This is a genomic window from Glycomyces harbinensis (genome assembly GCF_900101745.1).
Taxonomy (GTDB): domain Bacteria; phylum Actinomycetota; class Actinomycetes; order Mycobacteriales; family Micromonosporaceae; genus Glycomyces; species Glycomyces harbinensis.
This window is the reverse complement of sequence record NZ_FNAD01000002.1, coordinates 299,313-324,164: the sequence shown is the minus strand read 5'-3', so window position 1 is coordinate 324,164 and position 24,852 is coordinate 299,313. Positions and strand designations below refer to the sequence as shown.

19 protein-coding genes are annotated in these 24,852 nt (G+C 70.8%); 15 read left to right on the top strand and 4 right to left on the bottom strand.

The features are described from left to right. The first annotated feature begins 12 nt into the window (after positions 1-12). The 3 genes from BLQ63_RS05140 (at position 13) to BLQ63_RS05130 (ending at position 1,528) form a co-directional block, all read left to right on the top strand. Positions 13-534, top strand: a complete 522-nt coding sequence (locus tag BLQ63_RS05140; protein ID WP_290427740.1) for an HNH endonuclease — start codon at positions 13-15, stop codon at positions 532-534. A 270-nt stretch (positions 535-804) separates the two neighbouring features. Further along, positions 805-1,101 carry a hypothetical protein gene (locus tag BLQ63_RS05135; RefSeq protein ID WP_091029555.1) on the top strand — a complete coding sequence of 99 codons (297 nt, stop codon included), beginning with the start codon at positions 805-807 and terminating at the stop codon, positions 1,099-1,101. Next, entirely contained in the window at positions 1,088-1,528 is a 441-nt protein-coding gene (locus tag BLQ63_RS05130; protein ID WP_091029551.1) for a DUF5130 family protein, read from the top strand. The genes BLQ63_RS05135 and BLQ63_RS05130 overlap by 14 nt, the downstream gene beginning before the upstream one ends. A gap of 55 nt (positions 1,529-1,583) precedes the next feature. On the opposite strand, the gene BLQ63_RS05125 is transcribed toward BLQ63_RS05130, so the two are convergent. Together BLQ63_RS05125 and pepN are read right to left on the bottom strand one after the other, a co-directional pair. Further along, positions 1,584-2,492, bottom strand: coding sequence for a hypothetical protein (locus BLQ63_RS05125; RefSeq protein ID WP_091029547.1), 909 nt, complete (start codon positions 2,490-2,492; stop codon positions 1,584-1,586). A gap of 174 nt (positions 2,493-2,666) precedes the next feature. Beyond that, complete coding sequence (pepN, locus tag BLQ63_RS05120) at positions 2,667-5,207, bottom strand: aminopeptidase N (RefSeq protein ID WP_091029544.1); 2,541 nt, start codon at positions 5,205-5,207, stop codon at positions 2,667-2,669. Between the two features lie 106 nt (positions 5,208-5,313). Between pepN and BLQ63_RS05115 the strand changes: the two genes are divergently transcribed. From BLQ63_RS05115 to pyrE, 6 genes are all read left to right on the top strand, one after another. Next, positions 5,314-6,555 carry a DUF1015 family protein gene (locus tag BLQ63_RS05115; RefSeq protein ID WP_091030201.1) on the top strand — a complete coding sequence of 414 codons (1,242 nt, stop codon included), beginning with the start codon at positions 5,314-5,316 and terminating at the stop codon, positions 6,553-6,555. Positions 6,556-6,566: 11 nt separating this feature from the next. Next, positions 6,567-7,034 (top strand): ribose-5-phosphate isomerase, encoded by a 468-nt coding sequence (locus BLQ63_RS05110; protein WP_091029541.1) that lies wholly within the window; start codon positions 6,567-6,569, stop codon positions 7,032-7,034. Between the two features lie 120 nt (positions 7,035-7,154). After that, the gene (locus BLQ63_RS05105) at positions 7,155-7,595 is read left to right on the top strand and encodes a hypothetical protein (protein WP_091029538.1); all 441 of its coding nucleotides are present in this window, start codon (positions 7,155-7,157) and stop codon (positions 7,593-7,595) included. 168 nt (positions 7,596-7,763) lie between these two features. After that, positions 7,764-9,425, top strand: coding sequence for a serine/threonine protein kinase (locus tag BLQ63_RS05100; RefSeq protein ID WP_091029534.1), 1,662 nt, complete (start codon positions 7,764-7,766; stop codon positions 9,423-9,425). Between the two features lie 219 nt (positions 9,426-9,644). Beyond that, a complete protein-coding gene (locus tag BLQ63_RS05095) occupies positions 9,645-10,523 on the top strand; it encodes a phytanoyl-CoA dioxygenase family protein (protein ID WP_091029531.1) in 879 nt (292 codons plus the stop codon). 25 nt (positions 10,524-10,548) lie between these two features. After that, entirely contained in the window at positions 10,549-11,085 is a 537-nt protein-coding gene (gene pyrE, locus BLQ63_RS05090; protein WP_091029527.1) for an orotate phosphoribosyltransferase, read from the top strand. A 54-nt stretch (positions 11,086-11,139) separates the two neighbouring features. Here the strand turns inward: pyrE and BLQ63_RS05085 are convergent, their stop codons facing one another. Both BLQ63_RS05085 and BLQ63_RS05080 read right to left on the bottom strand, forming a co-directional pair. Further along, the gene (locus BLQ63_RS05085; protein WP_177154797.1) at positions 11,140-12,939 is read right to left on the bottom strand and encodes a Stk1 family PASTA domain-containing Ser/Thr kinase; all 1,800 of its coding nucleotides are present in this window, start codon (positions 12,937-12,939) and stop codon (positions 11,140-11,142) included. An 81-nt stretch (positions 12,940-13,020) separates the two neighbouring features. Further along, on the bottom strand, positions 13,021-15,243 hold the full coding sequence (locus BLQ63_RS05080) for a HelD family protein (protein ID WP_218125066.1): 2,223 nt from the start codon (positions 15,241-15,243) through the stop codon (positions 13,021-13,023). 269 nt (positions 15,244-15,512) lie between these two features. On the opposite strand from BLQ63_RS05080, the gene BLQ63_RS05075 reads away from it, so the two are divergent. The 6 genes from BLQ63_RS05075 to hrpA all read left to right on the top strand — a co-directional run bounded on the left by BLQ63_RS05075 (position 15,513) and on the right by hrpA (position 24,752). Continuing rightward, the gene (locus BLQ63_RS05075) at positions 15,513-17,048 is read left to right on the top strand and encodes a sodium-dependent transporter (RefSeq protein ID WP_091029521.1); all 1,536 of its coding nucleotides are present in this window, start codon (positions 15,513-15,515) and stop codon (positions 17,046-17,048) included. After that, positions 17,045-17,158 (top strand): methionine/alanine import family NSS transporter small subunit, encoded by a 114-nt coding sequence (locus BLQ63_RS05070; RefSeq protein ID WP_091029518.1) that lies wholly within the window; start codon positions 17,045-17,047, stop codon positions 17,156-17,158. The genes BLQ63_RS05075 and BLQ63_RS05070 overlap by 4 nt, the downstream gene beginning before the upstream one ends. Before the next feature lie 217 nt (positions 17,159-17,375). Next, positions 17,376-18,185 carry a lytic polysaccharide monooxygenase auxiliary activity family 9 protein gene (locus BLQ63_RS05065; RefSeq protein WP_091029514.1) on the top strand — a complete coding sequence of 270 codons (810 nt, stop codon included), beginning with the start codon at positions 17,376-17,378 and terminating at the stop codon, positions 18,183-18,185. 327 nt (positions 18,186-18,512) lie between these two features. After that, entirely contained in the window at positions 18,513-20,102 is a 1,590-nt protein-coding gene (locus BLQ63_RS05060; RefSeq protein WP_091029510.1) for an ABC-F family ATP-binding cassette domain-containing protein, read from the top strand. 113 nt (positions 20,103-20,215) lie between these two features. Next, on the top strand, positions 20,216-20,725 hold the full coding sequence (locus BLQ63_RS05055) for a hypothetical protein (RefSeq protein ID WP_091029507.1): 510 nt from the start codon (positions 20,216-20,218) through the stop codon (positions 20,723-20,725). An 82-nt stretch (positions 20,726-20,807) separates the two neighbouring features. After that, on the top strand, positions 20,808-24,752 hold the full coding sequence (gene hrpA, locus BLQ63_RS05050) for an ATP-dependent RNA helicase HrpA (protein WP_091029503.1): 3,945 nt from the start codon (positions 20,808-20,810) through the stop codon (positions 24,750-24,752). The last annotated feature ends 100 nt before the right edge of the window (positions 24,753-24,852 follow it).

The window sequence follows — 24,852 nt, the reverse complement described above, 5'->3', positions numbered from 1 at the left end:
AACGTGGCGACCCTGGGCTCGGCCCTCGTCCTGAATCAGAGCTACGAGCCACTGTGCGTGATACCAGTCCGGCGAGCAGCAGTGCTGCTGCTCACCCGCAAGGCCGAAACCGTCACTCCTGGTGACGGTTTTCTGCGCTCCGAAACGATGCACATCCCCGTCCCCTCCGTGGTCCGCCTCAACCGCTATGTCGCGATCCCCAGGCAGGTCGGCGCGAGCCCCTCGCGCCGCGGCGTGTTCACGCGCGACGACTGGCGTTGCGTCTACTGCGGCTCCTCCGCCGAGACCATCGACCACGTGATGCCCCGCTCCCGCGGCGGGACCCACACGTGGGACAACGTCGTGGCCGCGTGCGCCCCCTGCAACCACCGCAAGAGCGACAAGACCCTCGCCGAACTCGGCTGGCGCCTGCCCCGCGCGCCCCGGCCCCCCTCCGGCTGGCAGCTGCGCGGCTTCCGCGGGCAGCGGCGCCCCGACCCGGCCTGGGAGGCATGGCTCCCGCGCCACGGAAGGGAGCGCGCTCGGCTCTCCTAGAGGACTCCATCGGACGGACCGGGCCCGTCGACCGTTTTCGGTCGGCGGGCCCTCTCCGTGCCCGATGGCCCCCGCGCCAACGGGATCGGGCCCCCGTGCGACCGACCGCACCGAGTTAGCACCTGCAGGGGTGTGAGGGGCGTAATTGGATTAGTCTGAGGGCCATGGTCGCGGCGCCCGCTTGCCGGCCGTAGACGAGCGAGGTAGCGGCGCCCGCTCGCCAGCCGTAAATTCGCAGGGTCCTCCTGTACCTGTATTTAGGGGAGCAACATGACGTTCCAGGACTTGCTGATACTGTTCGGCGCCCCGATCCTGGTTGTGGTCGCGGTCTTCACCGTGGTCTTCCTGCGGCACCCGAGGCCGCAGTCCCGCTACCGTGCGGGAGAGCCCTACAACTTCAAACCCGTGTGGTTCGTCGCCCGCAACGGCGCGGTGGCAGACACTTCCGGGAGCGGCACCGCTTCGGAGACCACCATCGATGATGCCCACGGCGCCGCGGCCCTCGAGCCCGCGCACGCCGAGTCGATCGCCAGTGGACCCAAGGGAGGCTCGCATGGCAAGTGGTAGCCAGGTAGCGATCGTGGAGGGCGTCGACAAGAGCCCCGAAGAGGTCAAGCCGGCCGTCCTCGAAGGCCCCTTCGACGTGAAGGAGCTGCTCCACCTCGACGAGGCCCTCGCGGTCGCCGAGCGCGACGGAGGCGGCCTGCACTACAGCGTCTACGTCGGCCCGCTGCACGACCCGGTCCGCGGCGCCGCCGAGTCGATGCACGACAAGCTCGCCGACCCGGACCGCTCGGTCCTCGTCGCCGTCTCGCCCGAGCAGCGGCAGCTGGAGATCGTGACCGGCAAGCTCGCCCAGGAGAAGGTCCCGGACCGCTCCGCGGCCCTCGTGGTGTTCTCCATGGAGGCCTCCTTCGGGGCCGGGCAGCTGGCCGGCGGCATCATCACCGGCCTGCGCATGCTCGCCGAGACCGCCCAGAGCAACACGCACTGAGCCGCATACGCGAGAACGGCGGCCGGGTCTCCCCGGCCGCCGTTCGCGTATCTCGCTAGTCCTCGTCGGCGCCCGGCTGGCGGCGCTTCAGCATGGCGTCCGCGTCGGTGAGCTCCAGCTTCCCGATGAACTCGACCCACGACAGCGAATCGGCCACCGTCTCGCGGATCGACAGGATCGTCGTGCCCGGGATGCGCATCGTCAGCGTCGCCGGGGACCCGATCCGCTGCTGCGCCAGGACCGCCTCGGTCGGCTGGCCGTTGAGGCCCTTCGACAGCTCGAACACCGCCGACTGGTTCTCCTCGGCCTTCGGCACCCACTCCATGTCGCGCTTGAGCATGAGCGCCGCGCCGATCTGCTTCCCGTCCGACTCGCCGCTGTACGTCAGCACGATCCGGTTCGCGTCGCCCCGGGCGCTCGACAGGCTCCAGGCCTCGTCCGTCACGTCCACCAGCTGCCCCTGGAACCGCCGCACCGACGACCGCACCTGCTTCGCCTTGCGCCGGTCCGCGATCGGCTTCGCGATGACCCGGAAGACCACCACCAGCGCGACCAGGACCAGCAGGCCGATCCCCGCCGCGGCCAGCTCGTGCAGTCCCGCGCCCATGCTCAGGATCATCGACATGGGCACCAGCACGCCCGAGGACAGGCCCAGCAGCGGCTTGAGCCAGAACGGCCCCGACCCGCCGGGCAGGCGCAGCGGCGCCATCAGCCCGACCACCGCGGCCACCACCAGCGCGATCCCGACCAGCTCGGCCGAGGGCACGTCGTAGCGGCCCAGCCACTCGACCGCCCACCAGGCCAGGAACACCGAACCGATCACCACGGTCGGGATCAGGAGCACCACCGCGAACAGCAGCTGCTGCGGCTGCGGGCGGGTGCGCGAGGCGAGGACGGGGCCGAGAAGCAGGAGGGGCAGGACGACGCCGAACAGCGCGACCAGGGTGGCACTGAGGACTGCCACCGGCAAAAGCGCGGACAAGACTGCTCTCTCCATTCACCATGAGCCGCCATTGCGACGCGCGGCGGACACGGCGAGCTTATCAACGGGGTGAAAAGGACTCGGGGCTCCGTGACCACCTCTCGCGAAGCGGTCGCGGAGCCCCGAACGGCGCAGCGCCCCGAAGGGCGGCGCTCCTTACGCGGACGCGTCCAGCGCCTGGCCCTTCAAGGCCCGGGCCAGGTCGGCCCGGCCCTCGGCGACGCCGCGCTTGATCGGCGCGGGCCGCTCCTCGGCCAGCCACACGTCGAGCACCTCGAGCGTCTCGGGCTCGATGAGGTTCGACGGGAACGCGAGCTTCGAGAACTCGACGGCCTGCTGGGCGCCCAGCTTCTCCCACAGCTCCGGCACCGCCTCCAGGTACGGGCGCAGGTACGGGCGCACCAGGTCGGCCTGGTCGAGCGGGGCGAAGCCCAGCATCGAGGACCGGCGGACCCAGTTCTCCGAGGCCGGGTCCACGATCCGCTCCCAGGCGCGCTGCTTGGCCTCGGCCGTCGGCACCACCGCGCGGGCGACGAACGACAGGCGCCGGCCGTCGGCGGTCGAGTCGCGGTCGAGCTCGGCGTCGATGGCGTCCTCGCCGACCTTGCCGTTGCCGACCAGGCCCGTGAGCAGGGACCACCGCAGGTCGGCGTCGACCGCCAGCCCGTCGGGGACCCCGTCGCCTTCGAGCCAGCCCGCGATGCGGGCCAGGTCGGACTCCGAGCGGGACGCGGACGCGTAGGCCTTGGCCCAGGACCGCTGCATGTCGCTGCCCACCGGGGCGGCCTCCATGGCGGCCTTGGCGGCCTGCGCCCAACGCTCGCGCAGCGCCGCCCGGTGGGCCGGGTCGGCGTAGGCGAGGGAGCCGGCGACCTGGCGCTGGGCGACCGTGACGATGTTGATGTCGGTCTCGTTCGTCAGGCTGGCGACGCCCAGGTCCACGAACTGGGTCGCGGGCAGCTCGGCGTCGCGCAGCATGTCCCAGGCCGCGGCCCAGATGAGCGCGCGGGCGAGCGAGTCGCCCAGCGCCGAGGTGTGCCCCACGGCCGTGGCGAGGCTGCGCTCGTCCAGGCGCAGCTTCGCGTAGGTCAGGTCGTCGTCGTTGAGCAGCAGCAGGTCCGGCTGCTTCACGCCGGTCAGTTCCGCGATCGCGGTCTCGGCGCCGGTGACGTCGACTTCCAACCGGTCGCGGCGGACCAGCAGGTCGCCCTCGAGGTCGTACAGGCCGATCGCGATGCGGTGCGTGCGATGGGTCGGGTGCTGGGCCGGGACCTCTTGGAGCACCGTGACGCTCGTGTAGTTCCCGCCTGCGTCGACCGCGACGTCGGGCCGCAGGGTCGAGACCCCGGCGGTGCGCAGCCACGTGTCGGCGAAGTCCTTGAGCGCCTTGCCGCTCGCGGCCTCCAGCTCGCCGAGCAGGTCGGAGAAGACCGCGTTGCCGAACTGGTGCTTCTGGAAGTAGGAGCGCAGGCCCGCCAGGAACGGGTCGATCCCGACGTAGGCGACCAGCTGCTTGAGGATCGAGGCGCCCTTGGAGTAGGTGATGCCGTCGAAGTTGGCCTGGATCTCCTCGGTGTCGCCCGCGTCGGTGTAGACCGGGTGCGTGGTCGGCTGCTGGTCGGCGCTGTAGCCCCAGTTCTTGCGCGCCGACAGGAACGTCGTCCACGCCCCGTCGAAGCGGGTGGCCTCCACGTTCGCCCAGTGGCTCGCCCACTCGGCGAAGGACTCGTTGAGCCACAGGTCGTCCCACCAGCGCATGGTCACGAGGTCGCCGAACCACATGTGGGCCATCTCGTGGAGGATGACGTTCGCGCGCTGCTCCAGCTCGAAGTCGGTGACCTGGCTGCGGAACAGGAACGAGGCCTCGGCGATCGTGATGCAGCCGAAGTTCTCCATCGCGCCGAAGTTGTACTCGGGCGCGAAGACCTGGTCGTACTTCGGCAGCGGGTAGCGCACCCCGAACGTGGAGTGGAAGTGGTCGAAGCCCTGGCGGGTGACCTCGAAGACCCCTTCGGGGTCGAGGTACTCCTTCATGGACTCACGGCAGTACAGGCCCAGGTCGATCCCGTCGTGGGTCTCGTGGACGCCGAAGTACGGGCCCGCGCAGATCGCGGTGATGTACGGGCTCATGCGCACCGACTGCTCGAACAGGGTGACCTTGGTTTCGATCGCCTCGACGACGACCTCGGACTCGGCCGGCATGTTCGAGATCACGGTCCAGTGCGCGGGCGTGCGCACCTGGAAGGTGAAGGCGGCCTTGAGGTCCGGCTGGTCGAAGCAGGCGTACACGCGCTGGGCGTCGGCCACCTCGAACTGCGAGTACAGGTAGGTCTGCTTGTCGACCGGGTCGGTCATGCGGTGCAGGCCCTGGCCGTCGGAGGAGTACGAGCAGATCGCGTTGACGACCAGTTCGTTGTCGGCGGCGAGACCCGTGATCCGCAGCCCGGCCTTGGGGTCGAAGAACCTGACGTCGACCGGCTCGCCGTTGAGGTAGGCGTCCTCGATGCGCTCGGCGGCGATCTCGATGAAGGTCTCCGCGCCGGGCTCGGCGCACGAGAACTTGACGGCGGTGCGCGAGCTGAAGGTGTCGCCCTGCTCGTGCCCGGTCAGGTCGAGTTCCACGGTGTAGGAATCGACATGAAGCAGCTCGGCGCGCCGCTGTGCCTCGTCGCGGGTGAGAATGTGGGTTGCCGCCACAGTGCCTCCAGTCTCCAGGGTTCGGATTATGAAAGAAGTGTGTCATATCTCGGGAGTTCACCGAGCGGCCACGTCGATGCCGAACGCGGTCGATTACGCTCGGGGCGTGACTGCTGCACACCCGATCGACCAGGCCTGGCTCTCCACCGGGAACACTGGCGCGAAGAACTACGACGAGTTCCCCGACGAAACCGAGATCACCCGGATCGTCGAGGCCAATCCCGCGAGCATGCTGGGCGTCGAGATGCCCGCGCACACCCCCGAGGCGGTGGCCGCGGGCCTCACGTTCGAGCAGGCCCTGCCCGCCGCGGCCGAGCGCCTGGCGGCCCTCAAGGAGGCCGGGCGCTTCGCCTCCTTCGGCGACGTCGCCGTGGCCTACCGCATCTCCGGCGGCGAGGAGCCGGTCGCCTACGGCGTCTACTGCCTCGTCGACACCGCCGAGATCTCCTCCTCGGCCGAGGAGCCCGGCAAGGTCATCCGCAACGAGGACGTCTTCCTCGAGAAGGTCAAGCAGCGCAACGAGCTCAACCAGCGCCTGCGCCACCTGCTGAGCCCCGTGCTGCTGCTCCAGTCGACCCGCGGCGACGAACTGCACGCCGCGATCGAGGCCGCCATCAGCGCGGCCGGCGAGCCGGTGTCGACCGACACCGACGAGTCCGGGCGCGCGCACGAGATCTGGGCGATCGGCGGCGAGGCGGGCGAGGCCCTGACCGCGCTGGCCGGCGACGGCGACCTCATCGTCGCCGACGGCAACCACCGCTCGCTCGCGGCGCAGGTCGGCGAGCTCGACCGCTTCCTCGCGGTCATCACCACCCCGCAGTCGGTGTCGATCCGCCCCTACCACCGGCTCGTCAAGGGCCTGCCCGGCGCGGCCACGCAGCTGGTGGAGCAGATCGGCCAGATCGGCGCGAGCGTCATCGAGGTCGACGGCCCGCCCGAGACGCCCTCCGAGGGCGGCACCGTGGTCGTGTACGGCCGCGGCCGCACCTGGGAGATCCGGTTCGGCCCGCTCGGCGACGACTTGGCAAGCCGTACATCCGGCACTGCCGAGGGCTCCGTGGTGGACCGCCTCGACCACACCCGCGTCGAGCAGGAGGTCTTCGACGGCCTCCTCGGCTGGGACGCGGGGGACAAGCGCATCACCTACGTCGGCGGCGACTACCCGGCGTCCTGGCTCGCCGGGCAGGTCGACGCGGGCAGGGCCGACCTGGCGATCCTCATCGCCCCGGTCACGGTGCCCGACTTCATCGACGTGAACCTCAAGCGGCTCAAGATGCCGCGCAAGTCCACCTGGTTCGTGCCCAAGGCGCGGGCCGGGCTCGCCATCGCCGAGCTCCCGAAGGGCTAGGGTCTGACATCGTGCGCATTTATCTCGGTTCCGACCACGCCGGTCTCGAACTCAAGGACCACCTGGTGAAGCACCTGTCCGGCCGCGGCTTCGAGGTCGTGGACGTGGGCCCGCACCAGTACGACGCCGAGGACGACTACCCGCCGTTCTGCCTGCACGCCGCCTCGCGCGTCGTCGCCGACCCCGGGAGCCTGGGCATCGTCGTGGGCGGCTCGGGCAACGGCGAGCAGATCGCCGCGAACAAGGTCCCCGGCGCCCGCGCGGCCCTGGCCTGGAGCGTGGAGACCGCCAAGCTGGGCCGCCAGCACAACGACGCGAACGTGGTCGCCATCGGCGGGCGCATGCACTCGCTGGAGGAGGCCACCTCCTTCGCCGACGCGTTCGTCGACGAGGACTTCTCGGGGGCCGAGCGCCACCAGCGGCGCATCGACATGCTGACCGCGTGGGAGTCCACTCACGAGCTGCCTGAAATCCCTTAGGCCGCAAGGACATCACGAGAGGCCCGGGCTCCGGCCCGGGCCTTCGCGCTTGGGCGAATACCAGGAGAATTCGGAACTCGCCGTATGGAGTTATTGGACAGGCGTTGGTAGCGTCAGTACATGTCTAAGGGTTTCCGCGTTCTCCTCCAGATCCTGCAAGTGATCTGTCTGCTGGGGGCGCTCGTGCTCCTGGCCTCCTCAGTGCTGGTGCACATCGCCGACATCGACCTGCTGAGCCTCGACGAAGGCGTGCCGGTCGAGCAGTGGGCCGTCGGCTTCGGCGTGCTCGCCGTGGGCTTCTCGCCCGCGCTGTGGTCCCTGTCCCGCGCCGGCGGCCAGGCCGCGGTGCGCCAGTCCACCGGCAGCTTCGACCGCGTGGCCCCCGCGCCCGGCGTCCCGCAGCAGCCCTCGCAGCCGTCCCAGCCCGGGAACGTGTTCGAACCGATGAGCGCGGCCCAGGCCCCGGCCCCGCCCGCCAGCTCCTACGGCCAGCCGTCCGCGCCCGGCATCACCCCGACGTCCTCCCCGCAGGCCGGCAGCCCCTGGGGCTCGGGTCGCTGACCTGCCGCCGCGGCGGGGCCGCGGCCGGGCCTCCCGCTGAGACGCTGCGAACAGCGCCGCCTCTGGGGGCCGTGCGAGGTGGATTCCGGGCGTTACGCTATATGCATTTACGGCTCGCAAGCGTCGCCGAGGGCGGGCTCGGACTTATTCACCGCGAAGGACCACCTCATGTCGAACGCCACCGTTGACCTCGTCTGCGGACCGGCCGACCCCCTACCGGGGTCAGAGCAGAGCTACCGGCTGACCGGTCTGCTCGGCTCGGGCGGGCAGGCCGACGTGTTCCAGGCCGTGCGCGTGTCGGCGGGGATCTCCTCGGCCCCGCTGACCGTGAAGGTCTTCCGGTTCAATCCGCACGACACCCGCGACCACCAGTTCCAGTCCTGGGACAAGGGCGACGCGGTCCTCATGGACCTCCACAGCCGCAACGTGGGGGCGATCTGCCGCCGCATCGACGCGTTCTACGGGCGCGCCCCGCACCCGCCCGGCCAGCCCGCGCAGGGCGACCCGGTCCCCTTCCAGGTCCTGGAGTACCTGCCCGGGCACGACCTGCGCCAGATCCTCCAGCGGCGCCTGGCCCGCGTGGAAGCCGCCCGGACCCTCCGCTCGGTCGTCGAGGTCATGGAGGCGATGCACCACCCGCCCACGGGCGCGCACCCGGTGCTGCACATGGACCTCAAGCCCGCCAACGTGATCATCGGCCCCGACGGCTCGGCGAAGGTCATCGACTTCACGGGCGCCCGCTACTACACCCCGGCGCACCTGACCACGATCGCCTACACCCGCGAGACGGCCGGCCCCGAGGCCCATCAGGGCACGGTCGGACCGGCCTACGACGTGCACGGCTTCGGCTCGATCGCGTTCTACCTCGTGACCGGCGCGAGCGCCCGGACCGACTCCCCCGAGCAGGAGCAGTCGGTGCCGTGGGCGCGGCTGCGCCGCCACCCGGTCCTGGAGTCGAACCCGCGCCTGCGCGAGCTGCTCACCGCGACGCTGGACGACGAGCCGCGCAACCGCCCCCGCACCGAGGAGCTGCACCGGTGGATCGACGAGCTGTGCGCCGTCGTGACCCGCTCGAAGCTGCCCGACCTCGGCGTCGACTGGCACGGGACGCACGCCGGCGCGCCGCACGCCGCCGCCACCGACGCGACCCGCCGCCTCGACCTGCCCGTCCCGCCCGTCGGCGCGACCCGGCGCCTGGACGCCCCGCCGACCGTGGCCGCCTCGCCGCCGATGCCCCCGGTGGGCGGCACCCGCGTCATGGAGGCCGGCTCGCCTCCTACGAAAGCCATGCAGGACAAGCCGATCTCCGGCCGCGTCCGCGTCCCCGACCAGGGCTCGTTCACGCCCGGCCGCTCGGGCGGCCCGGCGTCCCCGCCGGATCGGCGCGACCTGCCGCGCCTGCGCCTGTCCAGCGACCCCGAGGAGCCCTCCGAGCGCGAGCTGGAGAAGGCCGACCGCCCCCCGCTGCTGGGCCCGCCCGGATCGCTCGCGAAGGGCTTCGAGCTGTCGGTGATCGGCGGCCTGTTCTCGCTCCTCATGTGGCTGCTGTGGGTGGTCACCAGCGGCACCGGCACACTGGGGACCCAGGTCATCAGCTACCTGGTCGTGCTCGGCGTCGCCGTCGGCGTGTTCTTCCTGCTGCGCGTCGCCGGGGGCATCCTGTGGGGGCGCTGGCTGCACGCGAAGCGGCGGTCGTCCCGGCTCGCGCACCTGGGCGCCGGGGTGTTCCTGTTCATGGTCGGGATGAGCTATCTCGATCAGCTCAATTGGGACTTCCTGCAACTCGACTTCAGCTGGCTCGACTGGATCACCGACCTGTTCGGACAGTAATTCGGGCTTTGCGACGCGGTGGACCATTGGATTTGCGCCTCTTCCCACGCAACTTCGAGAATTTCACCAGCGGCTCCCGAGTGATCGGATCTACGCTCTCCGGTAACCATCACCGCGGCCCGCTTGCCTGATGCTCCGACGAAGCCGCGGTGCAGCCAAGTCGGGCGGACGCCGCGTCCTCGTGACGCCGGATCCCCTGGATACCGGAAAGGCTTTGCGATGACCGCATTGACATCGATCGGTACCGCAGCACTGACTCCCGAGCAGCGCGAATCCTTCGACCGCGACGGATTCCTCATGATCCGAGGGGCGCTCGACGCCGAAGAGGTCCAGCGCTGCTCGGACGCGCTGGACCGCGTGTACGAGATCGAGCGGGCGGCGGGGCGGCTCAGCCCCGAAGGCGCCATGCACCGGCTCGACGCCGTCACCTCCTGCCCCGAACTCGCCTTCCTGCTCAACCATCCCCGGACCTTCCACTACGTGTGGTCGATCCTGGGCTGGAACTTCCACGTCTACCACTCTCATGTGGACAAGCATCCGCCGATCAGGGGCAGGCGCCCCTTCCGCTTCGAATGGCACCAGGACGGCGGGCGCCAGAACCGCGAGACCGAGACCGACCCGCGCCCGCGCCTGTCGGTCAAGCTCGCGTACTTCTTCTCCGACCTGTCCGTGACCGGCCGCGGCAACACCAAGATCGTGCCCGGGTCCCACAAGCGGAACGCGATCGACGGCCCGCCGCGCCGGGACATGGAGTGGCCCGACCCCGAAGGCGCCGTCGAGGTCACCGGCGCGGCCGGCGACGTCATGTTCTTCGACCGCCGCATCTGGCACGCCCGCTCCGACAACTACTCGGACCTGACGCGCAAGGTCGCGTTCTTCGGGTTCACGCCGCGCTGGATCCGGGCCCGCGACCTCGTCGAGGACCTGCCCCGCCAGCCCTGGTGGGCGGACCTGGACCCGGTCCAGCAGCAGATCCTCGGCGGCCACATGCCCACCGGCGACCACGGCTGGGGCCACTATCCGCAGGAGACGCCGCTGTACAACTGGCTGGCCGAGCGTGATCTCCTCGACCCCGCCCACCCGGCCCTGCGCCCGTAGCGGGGGAAGGTGGCAGGCTGAGGGCATGAGCAACGACTCCGAGCTCGCACGCGACATCTTCAACCGCTCGCACCTGACCGGCGAGTTCCGGCTCAGGTCGGGCGTGATCGCGCACGAGTACTTCGACAAGTACCTGTTCGAGTCCGACCCGGTCCTGCTGCGGCGCATCGCTGAGGCGCTCGCGCCGCTGGTGCCCGCGCACGGCGTGGACTCGCTGGCGGGTCTGGAGACCGGCGGCATCCCGATCGCGACCATACTGTCGCAGCTGACCGGCCTGCCGACGCTGTTCGTGCGCAAGGAGGCCAAGACCTACGGCACGTGCCGCCTCGCCGAGGGCGGCGAGGTCGAGGGCCGGCGCCTGTTCATCGTGGAGGACGTGGTGACCTCCGGCGGCGCGATCCTGGACTCGGTGTCCGAGCTCAGGGAGCGCGGCGCGATCGTGGAGCGGGCGGTGTGCGTCATCGACCGCGAGTCGGGCGGTTCGAAGAACCTGGCCGAGGCCGGGATCGAACTCGAGGCCCTGTTCACGATGACCGAGCTGAAGGCCGCGGGAGCGAACTAGCAGCTACACGAAAAGGGGCCGGACGAGCATTCGTCCGGCCCCTTCCGCTGTCCGTCAGTTGGCCCAGAGCCAGATCTCGGAGCCCTTCGGGTGCTCGCTGCCCGCGTCCAGGGACTGGTCGAACACCGTGCCGGAGAACCAGATCTGCGCGGTCTTCACGGTGAAGCCGAGGCCTTCGAGCGTCTCGGTCGCCTCGTCGAGGTCCATGCCGACCACGTCGGGCACTTCGATCGGCTCGGGTCCGTCGCTGACCACGAGGTCGACCACGTCGCCCGCGCCCGCGGGGGAGTCGGCCGCGGGGGTCTGCTCGATCACCGACCCGGCGGGGATGGTGTCGCTGTGGCGCGGCGCCACCTCGCCGACCGTCAGGCCCTCGGACTGGAGCGCGCTGATCGCGGCGTCCTCGTCCATGCCGACGACGTCGGGCACGGTGAGCGGCGGGAACCCGTCGGAGACGATGATCGCCACCGGCGTCCCGGCCTTCACCTCCTCGCCCGCGGCCGGGTCGGTGCCGACGACCTCGTTCGCCTCGAACTCCGTGCTGTACTCGCGCTCGACGGTGACCTCGGCGTCGAACGCCGCCAGCGCCTCCCGGGCCTCGTCCTCGCTCATCCCGGCCACGTTCGGCACCTGGTAGCGCTCGGGGCCCAGCGAGATCACGACGGTGATCGTGGCGCCCTGCCTGATGCGGTCGCCCACGCCGGGGTCCTGCGACACGACCTCCCCGATCGGCACGCTCTCGCTGTAGCCGTCCTGGACGTCGACGTCGAAGCCCTCCTCCTCGGCGAACGCCGCGACCGTGTCGCGGGACTGGTCGAGCAGCGACGGCGTGGAGGTGTAGCGGCCGACGCCGATCCACCAGCCCGCGGCCGCGACCGAGATGAGCGCGGCCGCGATGAGCACCAGGGTGATGAGGGCCTTCCAGGACCGCTTGGCGTGCGGCGTGCCGACGACCATGGTCGTCTGGACCGCGCGGGTCGGCCTGGGCACCTGCCCGGTGGTGCCGGGCACGGGCTTGACGTCGATGGCCTGGAGGCGGCGCAGGAACGCCCCGGCGTCCACCGGCCGCGTCCCCGGTCTGCGGGCGGCCGCGGCGCTCACCAGCTCCGCGAGGCTCTCGGGCACGTCGGGGGCCTTCAGCTGCGGGGAGGGGACGTCCTCCTCGACGTGGCGGCGCGCCACCGCGCCCGGGTCGGGCCCGTCGAAGGGGACCTCGCCGGTCAGGAGCTCGTACAGGACGAGCGCGGAGGAGTAGACGTCGCTCGCGGTCGTCGCGGGCTTGCCGTTCACCAGTTCAGGGGCCACGTAGGCGGCGGTCGCCACCAGCGGCCCGGCGCTCTCGCGGTCGCCGTGGACCGCTTCGGCCAGGCCGAAGTCGACCACCTTGACCCGGTCGCCCCGGCCGCCGTTCTTGAGCAGGATGTTCTCGGGCTTGATGTCGCGGTGCACGAGCCCGGCGTCGTGGGCGGCCTGGAGCCCGTCGAGCAGCTGCGCGAACAGCTCCACGGCCTCGTCGATGCGCAGGCGCCGGCGCCGGTTGAGCAGGTCCCGCAGGGTGGTGCCGGGCACGTACTCCATGACCACGTACGGCAGTCCCTGGTGGACGCCCTGGTCGAAGACCGCCACCACGTTCGGGTGGGAGAGCCGCGCGATGGTCCGGGCCTCGTGGGTGAAGGCCTTCAAGTCGAACCCCGCGACGCCCTCGGTGGTGATCATCTTCACCGCCACGGTGCGGTCGAGCCGCTCGTCGTGGGCCTCGTACACGTCGGCCATGCCGCCCCGCGCGATCAGCCGCCGCAACCGGTAGCGACCCTCGACGATCGCGCCGGTCAAGTCCCCAGTCGTCGTTGTCAACCCGCACCTCCTACACCTGGACATCAGTGTAGGAGCCCGAACCAATCCCGGCAGGACAGCTGCGCCGAGAGTTGTCCCCGCTTACAGCACCTCGGCGCCGGGGAAGCAGGGTTTGTCGGGCGCCACGACCCCGAGGCGCTTGGTGGCGCGGGTCAGCGCCACGTAGAGGTTCCGCAGGCCCGAGGCCGCGATCGCGTCGGGGTCGACGACGATGACGCTGTCGAACTCGAGGCCCTTGGCCTGCTTGACCGTCAGGACCGCGGCGTCGGCCAGCCCCGCGAGCCCGGCCGCGCGCTCGGCGGTCGTCACGACCGCCACGCTGCCCTCGCCGACGGCCCGCTTCTCGGCCCGGGCCAGCTCCTCGACGCGCGCGTCGAGGTCCACCTGGGCGATCTCCAGCCACGGCTGGTGCCCCGACTCGCGCACCGAGCGCGGCCGGGCCGCCTCGACGTCGATCGCGTCGAGCACCCGCGCCGCCACGTTCATGATCTCCGCCGGGGTCCGGTACGAGACCGTCAGCTGCTCGGCCCGCCACGCCAGGTCGGAGGCGCCGAACACCTGGCCCCAGTTCGCGGGGGCCGACGGCCCGGCGGCCTGGGCGAGGTCGCCGGCCACGGTGAACGACCGCGTCACGCACCGCCGCAGCAGCGCCCGCCACTCCATGGGGGACAGCTCCTGGGCCTCGTCGACGATCACGTGCCCGAAGATCCAGCGCCGGTCCGCGGCCGCGCGCTCGGCGACCGACACGAACGCCTCGTCGACCTGCCGCTCGCCGAGCCAGAACTCGTCGATGACGTCGGTGGCCTGGAGGATCTCCGACTCCTCGTCCTCGAAGTCGAACGAGGCCGAGCCGGCCGCGATCGTCAAGACGTCCTGCGCGTACGCGATCTGCTCGGCCGTCAGCCCCCCGGCCCGCCGCGGCGCCTCGGTCTCGCCCAGGTGCTCCGCGGCCTCGTCCAGCAGCGCCACGTCGGCCTCGCTCCAGCCGCCCGGCCCGCGGTGCAGCAGCGCGCGGTCCTCCTTCTTGAGCACCGCCGCGGCCGAGGCGATGCGCTCGCGGGACGCGAACAGGTCCTCCAGGAGCTCCCTCGCCGTCAGCTCGGGCCACAGCGACTCGATCTCGCCGCGGATCACCGGGTCGCCCGCGATCTCGACCGCGAGCTTCGCCCGGTCCTCCAGGCCCAGCAGGTTCTCCTCGCCGAGCGGGTCCTCGCCGATGATGTCCGCGTACTGCGTCGCCAGGTCCGCGATGACCCGCTTGTGGAAGGTCTCGCGGGCCTCGTTGTGCGCCAGTCCGGTCTCGCGGGCGGCGTCGCGCGCCGCGGTGATCTTCTCGGGCCGCAGCCACAGCTCGTGGCCCTCGTAGTCGATCAGGACCGGGTGGCGCGGCACGACCTGGCGGTCGGCGACGGCGCTGGCGATGACCCCGGCCATGACGGCGCGGCCCTTGACGGCGGCGACCGCGTCGGTCTCGGGCCGGTCGGCGACCACGCCGGGGAACAGCTGCGCGGGCGTGCGCAGCAGGACGTCGGTCTCGGCCAGGCCCGGCAGGACCTCGGAGATGTAGCGCAGGAACTGCTTGCCGGGGCCGATGATGAGCACGCCGCGGCTCTTGAGCTGCTCGCGGTGCTCGTACAGCAGGTAGGCGGCGCGGTGCAGGGCGACGGCGGTCTTGCCGGTGCCCGGCGCGCCGTCGACGATCATGATGCCCTCCAGGGGCGCTCTGATGATGCGGTCCTGCTCGGCCTGGATGGTGGCGACGATGTCCTGCATCGTGCCGGTGCGCGCGGCGTTCAGCGCGGCCATCAGGGCGCCCTCGGAGCCGATCGAGGAGCCCGAATCGCTCGCGCTGCCCAGGTCGAGGACCTCGTCGTTGACCGCGCGCAGGCGCCGGCCCTTGGTGTGCAGGTGGCGGCGGCGGCGCACCCCGGACGGGGACGCGGCGGTCGCCAGGTAGAACCGGCGCCCGGCCTCCGAGCGCCAGTCCACGAGCAGCTGCTCGCCGCCTTCGGCGTGGACGCCGATGCGACCCAGGTACATCGGTGCGTCGTCGTCGATGTAGTCGAGGCGCCCGAAGCACAGGCCCTCCTCGACGGCGTCGAGCTGGGCGATGCGGCGGCGGTACAGGTGGGCCTCGGCGTCGCGCTGCGAGCGCTCCTGGTCGTTCTCGACGTGTCGGCGACGGGACTCGCCGAGCCGCTCGCCGGCCTCCTCGCGGAGGCGGTCGAGCCGGGCGTACAGGTCGTCGAGGCGGGCCTGTTCGAACCGGACTGCCTTGAGGGCCGGATTGATGGCAGCGGACACAGCTCTCCTCGCGTGCGGAGCGGATGGATTGAAGGCGCGGACGGTGCGCGGTCGCCGCCACTGCCGATGGACGGCTCGCTGATGCGCCGAGCGGTGCCGATCGCAGTGGAACTGATCAACCTTAGCGCCTGCCCGGGGGCTCCGTCTCGTTCCGAGCCGCGAACGCGTCTTCGTCACGCATCCATAACGATCGTTTGACCGCGTCTGTACGTCACACTATGGTTAGCCCGAAATGTGCCCCGTAACGGCGTGACTGGAGAAAGCGAACAATGGTGAGAGAGAACTGGGGGTCGAGGGCCGGATTCATCCTCGCCGCCATCGGATCGGCGGTCGGCCTCGGCAACATCTGGCGCTTCCCCGGCGTCGCCTACGAGAACGGCGGCGGCGCCTTCCTCGTGCCCTACCTCGTGGCCCTGACGACCGCGGGCATCCCGCTGCTCATCATGGAGTTCACGATCGGGCGCCGCTACAAGGGCTCGGCGCCGGTCGCCTTCCGGCGGATGAACAAGAACGCCGAGGTCATCGGCTGGTGGCAGGTCGCCATCTCGATCGTCATCGCCGTCTACTACGCCGCCATCATCGCCTGGGCGGGCTGGTACGGCTACTTCTCGATCACGCAGCAGTGGGGCGAGGACCCGAACGCGTTCCTCATGGGGGACTTTCTCCAGGCGAGCGACGGCTTCGGCGACTTCGGCACCTGGCTGCCGGGCATCGGCATCGCCATGATCGCGGTCTGGGCCTTCACGCTCCTGGTCATCGGCGCGGGCGTCAAGAAGGGCATCGAGACCACCAGCAAGGTCTTCATCCCGCTGCTGCTGGTCATGTTCGCCGTCCTGGTCGTGCAGGCGCTGACCCTCGACGGCGCGGCGGACGGGCTGAACTCGTTCTTCAGCCCCGACTGGGAGGCCGTGCGCGAGCCGGGCGTCTGGCTCGCCGCCTACGGGCAGATCTTCTTCTCCCTGTCGGTGGGCTTCGGCATCATGGTCACCTACGCCTCCTACCTCAAGCGCAAGTCCGACATCACCACGTCGGCCTTCACGGTCGGGTTCGCGAACTCCTCGTTCGAGATCCTCGCCGGCATCGGCGTGTTCGCGGCGCTCGGCTTCATCGCCTTCGAGAGCGGCGTGCCCATCGCCGACCAGGCGTACGAGGGCGTGGGACTCGCGTTCATCGCGTTCCCGACCATCATCAACACGCTGCCCTACCTGGCCGGGCTCTTCGGCGTCCTGTTCTTCGCCTCGCTCGTGGTGGCCGGGTGGACCTCGATGGTGAGCATCGTCCAGGTCCCGGTCGCGGCCATGGAGGACCGCTTCGGCTGGAGCCGCATCAAGGCGACCGTGGTCGTCGGCGGCGCGATGGCCGTCGTCTCGCTCATCCTGCTGCCGACCGCCAGCGGCCTGATGTTCCTCGACGTCACCGACTACTTCATCAACCAGTACGGCATCGCCGTGGCCGCCCCGGTGAGCATCGCGGTGGTCGTCTGGGCGCTGTGGAAGTGGAAGGCGCTCCGCGACGACGCGAACGCGACCTCGACCTTCAAGGTCGGGCCGATCTGGTTCGTGTGCCTCGGCGTCGTCACGCCGATCATGCTCGCGGGCATCCTGTACTTCAACATCCGCGATCTGCTGACGGCCGAGGCGGACAGCGCGCTCTACGGCTACAACCAGCACCAGGCGTTCGGCTGGGCGATCGCGATCGGCGCTCTGGCGTTCGGCGTCATCATGGCGCTGCTCCTGCGGCGCAAGGAAGTCCCCGCGATCGAGTCCGAAGAGGACGAGGAAATCCGAGAGGAGGCCGCCCGATGAGCGCGGCAGCGATCACCATGATGATCATCGCGATCGTCGTCATCGGCGGGGGCCTGCTGGTCTCGGCGACGGTGCTCATGACCCATCCCGACGAACCCGAGGACGACTGACCGTCCACGAGCCGCGGCCGCACACGATTCGTGTGCGGCCGTTGCCGTTCCGTGTCAAACCATGACACTCTACGGAAAAGCCCGAAAAACCGCGTCCGATCCCCTTGTGTGCCAGGACACAAACTGTTAGGTTACTTTTTAATTCGTGTCGTCGCAGGTAGGAAGTGTTGCGACATCGAAGAGAATCGCTGAACCCAACCCACGATGGGAGACGGCCATGCGCAAGTCGCGCAAGATCATCCTGTCCCTCGCCGGTGCCGCGACCCTCGCGATCTCGGCGTCCATGGCGGCCCTGGCCTGGGGCCACGGCTACAACTCCGACCCGCCCTCGCGCTCGGCGCTGTGCGCCGAAGGCGAAGTCACCGACTGCGGCGCGATCTCCTACGAGCCCCAGAGCGTGGAGGGCCCCAAGGGCTTCCCCGCCGCGGGCCCGGCCGACGGCCAGCTCTGCGCCGGCGGCAACGACCGCTTCTCCGAACTCGACGACCCCCGCGGCGGCAACTGGCCCACCACCGCGGTCGACGCCGGCGCCACCACCTTCACCTGGACGATGACCGTCAACCACGCCACCGCCACATTCGACTACTACATCACCAACGCGAACTACGACCCGACGCAGCCGCTCACCCGCGACGACCTCGGACTCACCCCGATCGCGTCGATCGACATGGGCGGGGCCCAACCCGACCACACCATGACCCAGACCGTGAACCTCCCCGCCCGCACCGGCCAGCACCTGGTCTTCGCGGTCTGGAACATCGCCGACACCACCAACGCCTTCTACTCGTGCATCGACGTGGACTTCGGCGGCGGCGGCTCCGGCGAACCCACCGACCCGCCGACCACGACCGACCCCGGAACGGGCGACGGCTGCGACGCCCCCGCCTGGGCCTCCGGCTCGACCTACAACGGCGGCGACGAGGTCGTCCACGGCTCCGCCGCGTACCGCGCCTCCTGGTGGACCCAGGGCGAGGAACCGGGAACCACCGGCGAATGGGGCGTCTGGAAGCAGACCGCGACCTGCTAGACCGCATTGATCCGTGGCGCCGCCATCGCGCCGCGGCCGGGCCGCCCCGCCCCCGCGGGGCGGCCCGCGGCCGTCAACTCCCTTGACACCCCCGCCGGGGCGCGGCTACCGTTGTCCCCGTCCTTGTTCCCGACGTTAGGCACTCACTTGAAGCTCTAGGTCGCAGACATCGCGCCGTCACGTCTCTGCGTACGTGACCGGTGTGTCTTCGATCAAGAGGGTGCCCGTCCCCGGACTGAATCCGGTCGGGAAAAGCATTCCTTCCGCCGCTTCGGCGCGATGTCTCTCATTTCGATTCCGTACCGCATCGAACCTGAGAGAGGTCACATGACCACCTATATCAACATCCAGCGACTGCGCTTCGCATGGCCCGACGGCGACCGCGTCTTCGACGGCGTCGACGCCGTCTTCTCCGACGGCCGCACCGCCTTCGTCGGCGACAACGGCACCGGGAAGTCCACACTCCTGCGACTCGTCGCCGGACTCCTCAAACCCGAGTCCGGCTCGATCACCGCGTCGGGCCTCATCGCCTACCTGCCGCAGGAGCTCCCGCTCCGCCTGGGCGACACCGTGGCCGACCTGCTCGGCATCGCCGGGCAGCGGCGGGCGCTGGCGGCCATCGAGTCCGGCGACGTCGACGAGGCCCACTTCGCGGCCATCGGCGACGACTGGGACTTCCTCGACCGCTCCCGGGTGGCCCTGGACGAGCTCGGCCTCGACCACATCGGCTTCGACCGGACCGTCGGGACGCTCTCGGGAGGCGAGTCGATGCTCGTCGGCCTCGCCGGGCGGCTCGTGAGCCGCCCCGACGTGCTGCTGCTCGACGAGCCGTCGAACAACCTCGACGCCTCCGCCCGCAAACGCCTCTACCAGGCGATCCGGCGGTTCAACGGCACCCTCGTGGTCGTCAGCCACGACCGGGCCCTCCTGGAGCACGTCGACGCCGTCGCCGAGCTCTACAAGGGCGACATCCGCATGTTCGAGGGCAACTACAGCGCCTACGAGAAGATCCTCGCCGCCGAGCAGGAGACCGCCGCCCGCGCGGTCCGCGACGCCAAGCAGGACCTCACCCGGCAGAAGAAGGAGCTCGTCGCCACCCGCATCCAGAACGACAAGGGCGCGGCCTCCTGGAAGCGCGAGCGCGACCGGGGCGGCACGCCGAAGATCCTCCTCAACGGCAAGAAGAACGCCGGCGAGGTCTCGTCCGCGAAGATCCTGGGCGAGAAGCTGGAGGACGTGTCCGAGGCGCGCGAGCGCCTCGACGCCGCCGAGGAGTCCCTGCGCGACGACGGCGCGATCAACGTGGACCTGCCCGAGACGAACGTCTCGACGCACCGCGAGATCGCCGTCCTCAAGGGCTTCAACGTGAACGGCCTCTACGGGGAGGGCCTGGGCCTGCACCTGCGCGGCCCCGAGCGGGTCGCGGTCACCGGCGACAACGGCTCGGGCAAGACCACGCTGCTGCGCGAGATCGCCCGCGCGTCCCGCGTCCCGCACGGCTTCCTCACCCAGCGGCTCGAACTGCTCGACGAGGACGCCAGCGTGCTCGACAACGTGCGCTCCTCGGCGCCCGACGCCGCGGTGTCGCTCCTGCGGACCCGCCTGGCCCGCTTCGGGATGCGCGGCGACGCCGTCTTCCAGGCGGTCGGGACGCTCTCGGGCGGCCAGCGCCTGCGGGCGGCCCTCGCCACCGTGCTCTCGTCGCAGCCGGCACCGCAGCTGCTCCTGCTCGACGAGCCGACGAACAACCTCGACATGTCCTCGACCCGGCAGCTCCAGCAGGCGCTAGGGGCGTTCGAGGGCGCGCTGGTCGTCGTCAGCCACGACGAGGCGTTCCTCGACGGGCTGGGCCTGACCCGCCGCGTCGAGCTGACGCGCGGGGAGGGGATCGCGGCCGACGTCGCCGTGAGCCGCTGACCGGGCGGCGCGGCGATCCCGGGCCCGGGGCCCGGTCGGGCCGATACTGAATCGGCCCGACCGGGCCGCCGCACGCCGTCCCGTGAATGAGCACGTCTGTTGAAGGAGCGCCGATGACGCCGATCCGAGCCACAGCCGCCGCGGCGGCCGCCGTCCTGACCGCGGCCCTGGCCGGCTGCGGGAGCGACGCCGAGGACGCCGAGGACCTCGGCGGCTCCTGGACCGCCTCCCTGCACGTCACCCGGCCCTGGAGCGGAGACTACGTGGACGGGCACGGCACCGTCGACATCAGCTCCTCCGACGGGACCTCCGTGCAGCTGTCCGTGGGCGGCCTCGGCGACAGCGTCGACTACACGGCCCACGTGCACGACGGGGAGTGCGACGAGGACCCGCCGGGCGGCGGGCACTGGCTCGCCGACCCCGAGGGCGCCGACGCGGCCGGGAACATCGTCGAGCTGTCCTTCACGACCTCGGAGACCGGCACCGGCGAGACCACCGTCTCGGTCCCGGTCGTCCTCGACGACCGGGCCGAGTCCGTCGTGGTCCACGCCCCCGAAGCGCTCACCGAGACCGAGGGCCTGGACTCCGACCGGGTCCTGTGCGGGGACCTCGAGGACGACTGAGCGGACCGCTTCGCGGCCCGGTCACAGCGCCCGTTAATGCCTGGCGCGCGGCCGGGCCGTCCGCGTATCCTTGACGATCGTCATGCCCAGCAGCGTCTCCAACTCCCGTACCAGCCTGCACGAGCGCGTCTCCGCGCTGCGCACGGCCGATCAGCGTGCCCTCCGGCGGCGCCTCCGCGAGGCCCGCGAACGCGAAGGCGAGGCCCGCACCGAGGCGTTCGCCAGGCTCGAAGCCGAGGTCGAGCGCAAGGAGGCCGCGCTCGCGGCCCGCGCGGCGAGCGTGCCGAAGATCGTCTACCCCGAAGAGCTGCCCGTCTCGCAGCGCAAGGACGACATCCTCGAGGCGATCCGCGACAACCAGGTCGTGATCATCGCGGGCGAGACCGGCTCGGGCAAGACCACGCAGATCCCCAAGATCTGCCTCGAACTCGGCCGCGGCGTGCGCGGCATGATCGGCCACACCCAGCCGCGGCGCATCGCCGCCCGCGCGGTCGCCGAGCGCATCGCCGAGGAGCTGGGCTCCCCGCTCGGCGAGGCCGTCGGCTGGAAGGTCCGCTTCAACGACCAGGTCTCGGACTCCAGCCTCATCAAGGTCATGACCGACGGCATCCTGCTCACCGAGATCCAGCGCGACCGGCTCCTGAGCGCCTACGACACGATCATCATCGACGAGGCGCACGAGCGCAGCCTCAACATCGACTTCATCCTCGGGTGCCTGCGCCAGATCCTCCCGCAGCGGCGCGACCTCAAGGTCATCGTCACCTCCGCCACGATCGACCCCGAGCGCTTCGCGGCGCACTTCGCGTCGGGCGAAAAGGCCAAGCAGGGCGCCGGAGGCGAAAAAGGCAAGCAGGGCGCAGCAGGGGAGCAGCCCGCGCCGATCCTCGAGGTCTCCGGGCGCACCTACCCCGTCGAGGTCCGCTACCGCCCGCTCCGCGACGAGGAGGGCGAGCAGGACCGCGACCAGATCGACGGCATCCTCGACGCCGTCAACGAGCTCTCCCGCGACGGCGACGGCGACATCCTCGTGTTCCTCTCCGGCGAGCAGGAGATCCGCGACACCGCCGACGCCCTCGAGAAGGCCAAGCTCCGCCACACCGAGGTCGTCCCGCTGTATGCGCGCCTCTCCGCGCAGGAGCAGCACCGCGTCTTCGCCTCCCACACCGGCCGGCGGATCATCCTCTCCACCAACGTCGCCGAGACCTCCCTGACCGTCCCGGGCATCCGCTACGTCGTCGACGCCGGGTACGCGCGCATCTCCCGCTACTCGGCCCGCACCAAGGTCCAGCGCCTCCCCATCGAGGCGATCAGCCAGGCCAGCGCCAACCAGCGCGCCGGGCGCTGCGGCCGCGTCGCCGAGGGCATCTGCATCCGCCTGTACTCCGAGGACGACTTCAACGCCCGGCCCGAGTTCACCGACGCGGAGATCCTGCGGACCAACCTCGCCAGCGTCATCCTCCAGATGACCGCCGCGAAACTCGGCCGCGTCGAGACCTTCCCGTTCGTCGACGCCCCCGACTCGCGCAACATCAAGGACGGCATGGACCTCCTGGTGGAGCTCGGCGCCCTCGAGGACGTCCGCGGCGAGCGGCGCCTGACGAACGCCGGGCGCGACATCGCGAAGCTGCCGATCGACCCGCGCCTGGCCCGGATGATCCTCCAGGCCCGCGACGAGGGCTGCGTCCGCGCGGTCGCCGTCATCACCGCCGCGATGTCCATCCAGGACCCGAAGGAGCGCCCGTCCGACAAGCGGGCCCAGGCCGACCAGTCCCACGCCCGCTTCAACGACCCCGACTCCGACTTCTCCGCGTACCTGAACCTGTGGCGGTACCTCGAGGACGAGCGGCGCTCGCGCTCCTCCAGCGCGTTCCGGCGCATGTGCAAACAGGAGTACCTGCACTACCTGCGCATCCGCGAGTGGCAGGACCTGGTCCGCCAGATCCTCGGCGTCCTCAAGACCCTGAAGATCCCCGTCGAGCCGCCCGAGGCCACCGCCGACCCCAAGCGCGTCCACACCGCGCTGCTCGCCGGGCTCCTCTCCCACATCGGCGTCAAAGAGGCCGACACCCGCGAGTACCTGGGCGGGCGCAACGCCAAGTTCGCGATCTTCCCCGGCTCGGGCCTGGCCAAGAAGCAGCCGCGCTGGGTCGTCGCCGGCGAACTGGTCGAGACCAGCCGCCTGTGGGGCCGCGTATGCGCCAAGATCGAACCCGAATGGGTCGAACCGCTCGCCGAGCACCTCCTCAAACGCACCTACTCCGAACCGCACTGGTCCAAAAAGGCCGGTGCGGTGCTCGCGTTCGAGCGCGTCACGCTCTACGGCGTCCCGATCGTCGCCCGCCGCAGCGTCAACTTCGGACGCATCGACATCCCCGTCAGCCGCGAGCTGTTCATCCGGCACGCCCTCGTCCAGGCCGAGTGGGAGACCCACCACAAGTTCCTCGCGCAGAACCTCGCGAAGATCGGCGAGGTCGAGGACCTCGAGAGCCGCGTGCGCCAACGGGGCCTGCTCGCCGACGAGCAGACCCTCTTCGACTTCTACGACGAGCGCCTCCCCGCCGACATCGTCTCGGGCCGCCACTTCGACTCCTGGTGGAAGAAGCAGAACGACAAGACCCTCCTCGACTTCGACGAGGCCCTGCTCCTGGGCGACCGCGCCGACGGCCTCGCCGCCGACTCCTACCCCGAGGTGTGGACCTCCGAGGGCGCCGACCTCGAACTCGACTACGAGTTCGAACCCGGCTCCGCCCGCGACGGCGTCACCGTCGCCGTCCCCCTCCCCGCACTCCAGCAGCTCGACCAGGACGCCTTCACCTGGCAGGTCCCGGGCCTGCGCGCCGACTTCGCCGAAGCGCTCATCAAGAGCCTCCCCAAGACCCTGCGCCGCAGCTTCGTGCCCGCCCCCGACTTCGCCAAGGCCGCCGTCGCCCGCATGGAGCCCGCCCCCGGCCGGCCCATGATGGCCGCGCTCGCCGACACGCTCAAGTCCATGACCGGCGTGTACGTCCCCGCGGACGCCTTCGACCTCACCAAGATCCCCGGCCACCTCCTCATCACGTTCCGTGTGACGGACGAGGACGGCTCGGTCGTCGCCGAGGGCAAGGAACTCGGCGCGCTCCAGAAGCAGCTCGCCCCCAAGACGCAGGAGGCCGCCGCCGAGGCCTTCGACCTCGAACGCACCGGCCTCAAGACCTGGGACTTCGACGCGCTCCCCAAGCTCCACGAGACACCGCGCAAGGGCTACACCGCCAAGGCCTACCCGGCCCTGGTCGACGAGGGCGGCTCCGTCGGGATCAAGGCCTTCCCCGACCCGGGCACCCAGGCCGCGAACATGTGGGCCGGCACCCGCAGGCTCCTGCGCCTCAACACCCCCGACCCGCACCTGAAGGAAGCGCTCACCCGCAACGAGCAGCTGGCGCTCGCGACCGGGCCCTACGCGAACGTCGACGCCCTGCTGGCCGACTGCGTGCGGACCGTGCTCGACAAGGTCCTCATCGAGGGCGGCGGTCCCGCGTGGGACCGCGAGGGCTTCGAGGCGCTGCTCAAACGCGCCCGGCCCGAGGTCGCGGGGGAGTCGCCCGCCGTGGCGCGCAAGGCGGCCGCGGTCCTGACCGAGACCCGCGAGGCCGCCCGCCTCCTCGAGGGCAAGTTCGACTTCACGATGCTCGCGGCCATGAGCGACATGCGCCGCCAGCTCGACGCGCTCGTCGGCACCGACGGGTTCGTCGGCTCGACCGGCTGGTGGCGCCTGGACGACCTGCACCGCTACGTCAAGGGCATCGCGTTCCGGGCCAGGCGCGTCGTCGCCGACGTCTCGGGCGACAAGGGCAAGATGGACGTCATCCACTCCCTTGAGGCCGAACGGGACTCGCTCGCCCGCACCCGCCCGGCCGCGCTGCGCTCCGGCGAGGGCCGCGAGGTCCGCTGGATGATCGAGGAGCTGCGCGTCAGCTTCTTCGCCCAGCAGCTCGGGACCCGCTACCAGGTCAGCGAGAAGCGCATCAAAAAACTCCTCCACTCCCTCTAGCGGCCCGCGCTCCGCAATTCGATCGCGGATGTCGGACCCGGGGTGCATGATCGAGTTCGGGTCGGTGCGGCCGCGGAGCACGCCTTGAAAAAGCGGTGAA

Coding starts and splice junctions, on each gene's coding strand:
- BLQ63_RS05135 (WP_091029555.1), top strand. CDS start 805: ATGACGTTCCAGGACTTGCTGATACTGTTCGGCGCCCCGATCCTGGTT.
- BLQ63_RS05130 (WP_091029551.1), top strand. CDS start 1,088: ATGGCAAGTGGTAGCCAGGTAGCGATCGTGGAGGGCGTCGACAAGAGC.
- BLQ63_RS05105 (WP_091029538.1), top strand. CDS start 7,155: ATGTCTAAGGGTTTCCGCGTTCTCCTCCAGATCCTGCAAGTGATCTGT.
- BLQ63_RS05100 (WP_091029534.1), top strand. CDS start 7,764: ATGTCGAACGCCACCGTTGACCTCGTCTGCGGACCGGCCGACCCCCTA.
- BLQ63_RS05095 (WP_091029531.1), top strand. CDS start 9,645: ATGACCGCATTGACATCGATCGGTACCGCAGCACTGACTCCCGAGCAG.
- pyrE (WP_091029527.1), top strand. CDS start 10,549: ATGAGCAACGACTCCGAGCTCGCACGCGACATCTTCAACCGCTCGCAC.
- BLQ63_RS05075 (WP_091029521.1), top strand. CDS start 15,513: ATGGTGAGAGAGAACTGGGGGTCGAGGGCCGGATTCATCCTCGCCGCC.
- BLQ63_RS05070 (WP_091029518.1), top strand. CDS start 17,045: ATGAGCGCGGCAGCGATCACCATGATGATCATCGCGATCGTCGTCATC.
- BLQ63_RS05065 (WP_091029514.1), top strand. CDS start 17,376: ATGCGCAAGTCGCGCAAGATCATCCTGTCCCTCGCCGGTGCCGCGACC.
- BLQ63_RS05060 (WP_091029510.1), top strand. CDS start 18,513: ATGACCACCTATATCAACATCCAGCGACTGCGCTTCGCATGGCCCGAC.
- BLQ63_RS05055 (WP_091029507.1), top strand. CDS start 20,216: ATGACGCCGATCCGAGCCACAGCCGCCGCGGCGGCCGCCGTCCTGACC.
- hrpA (WP_091029503.1), top strand. CDS start 20,808: ATGCCCAGCAGCGTCTCCAACTCCCGTACCAGCCTGCACGAGCGCGTC.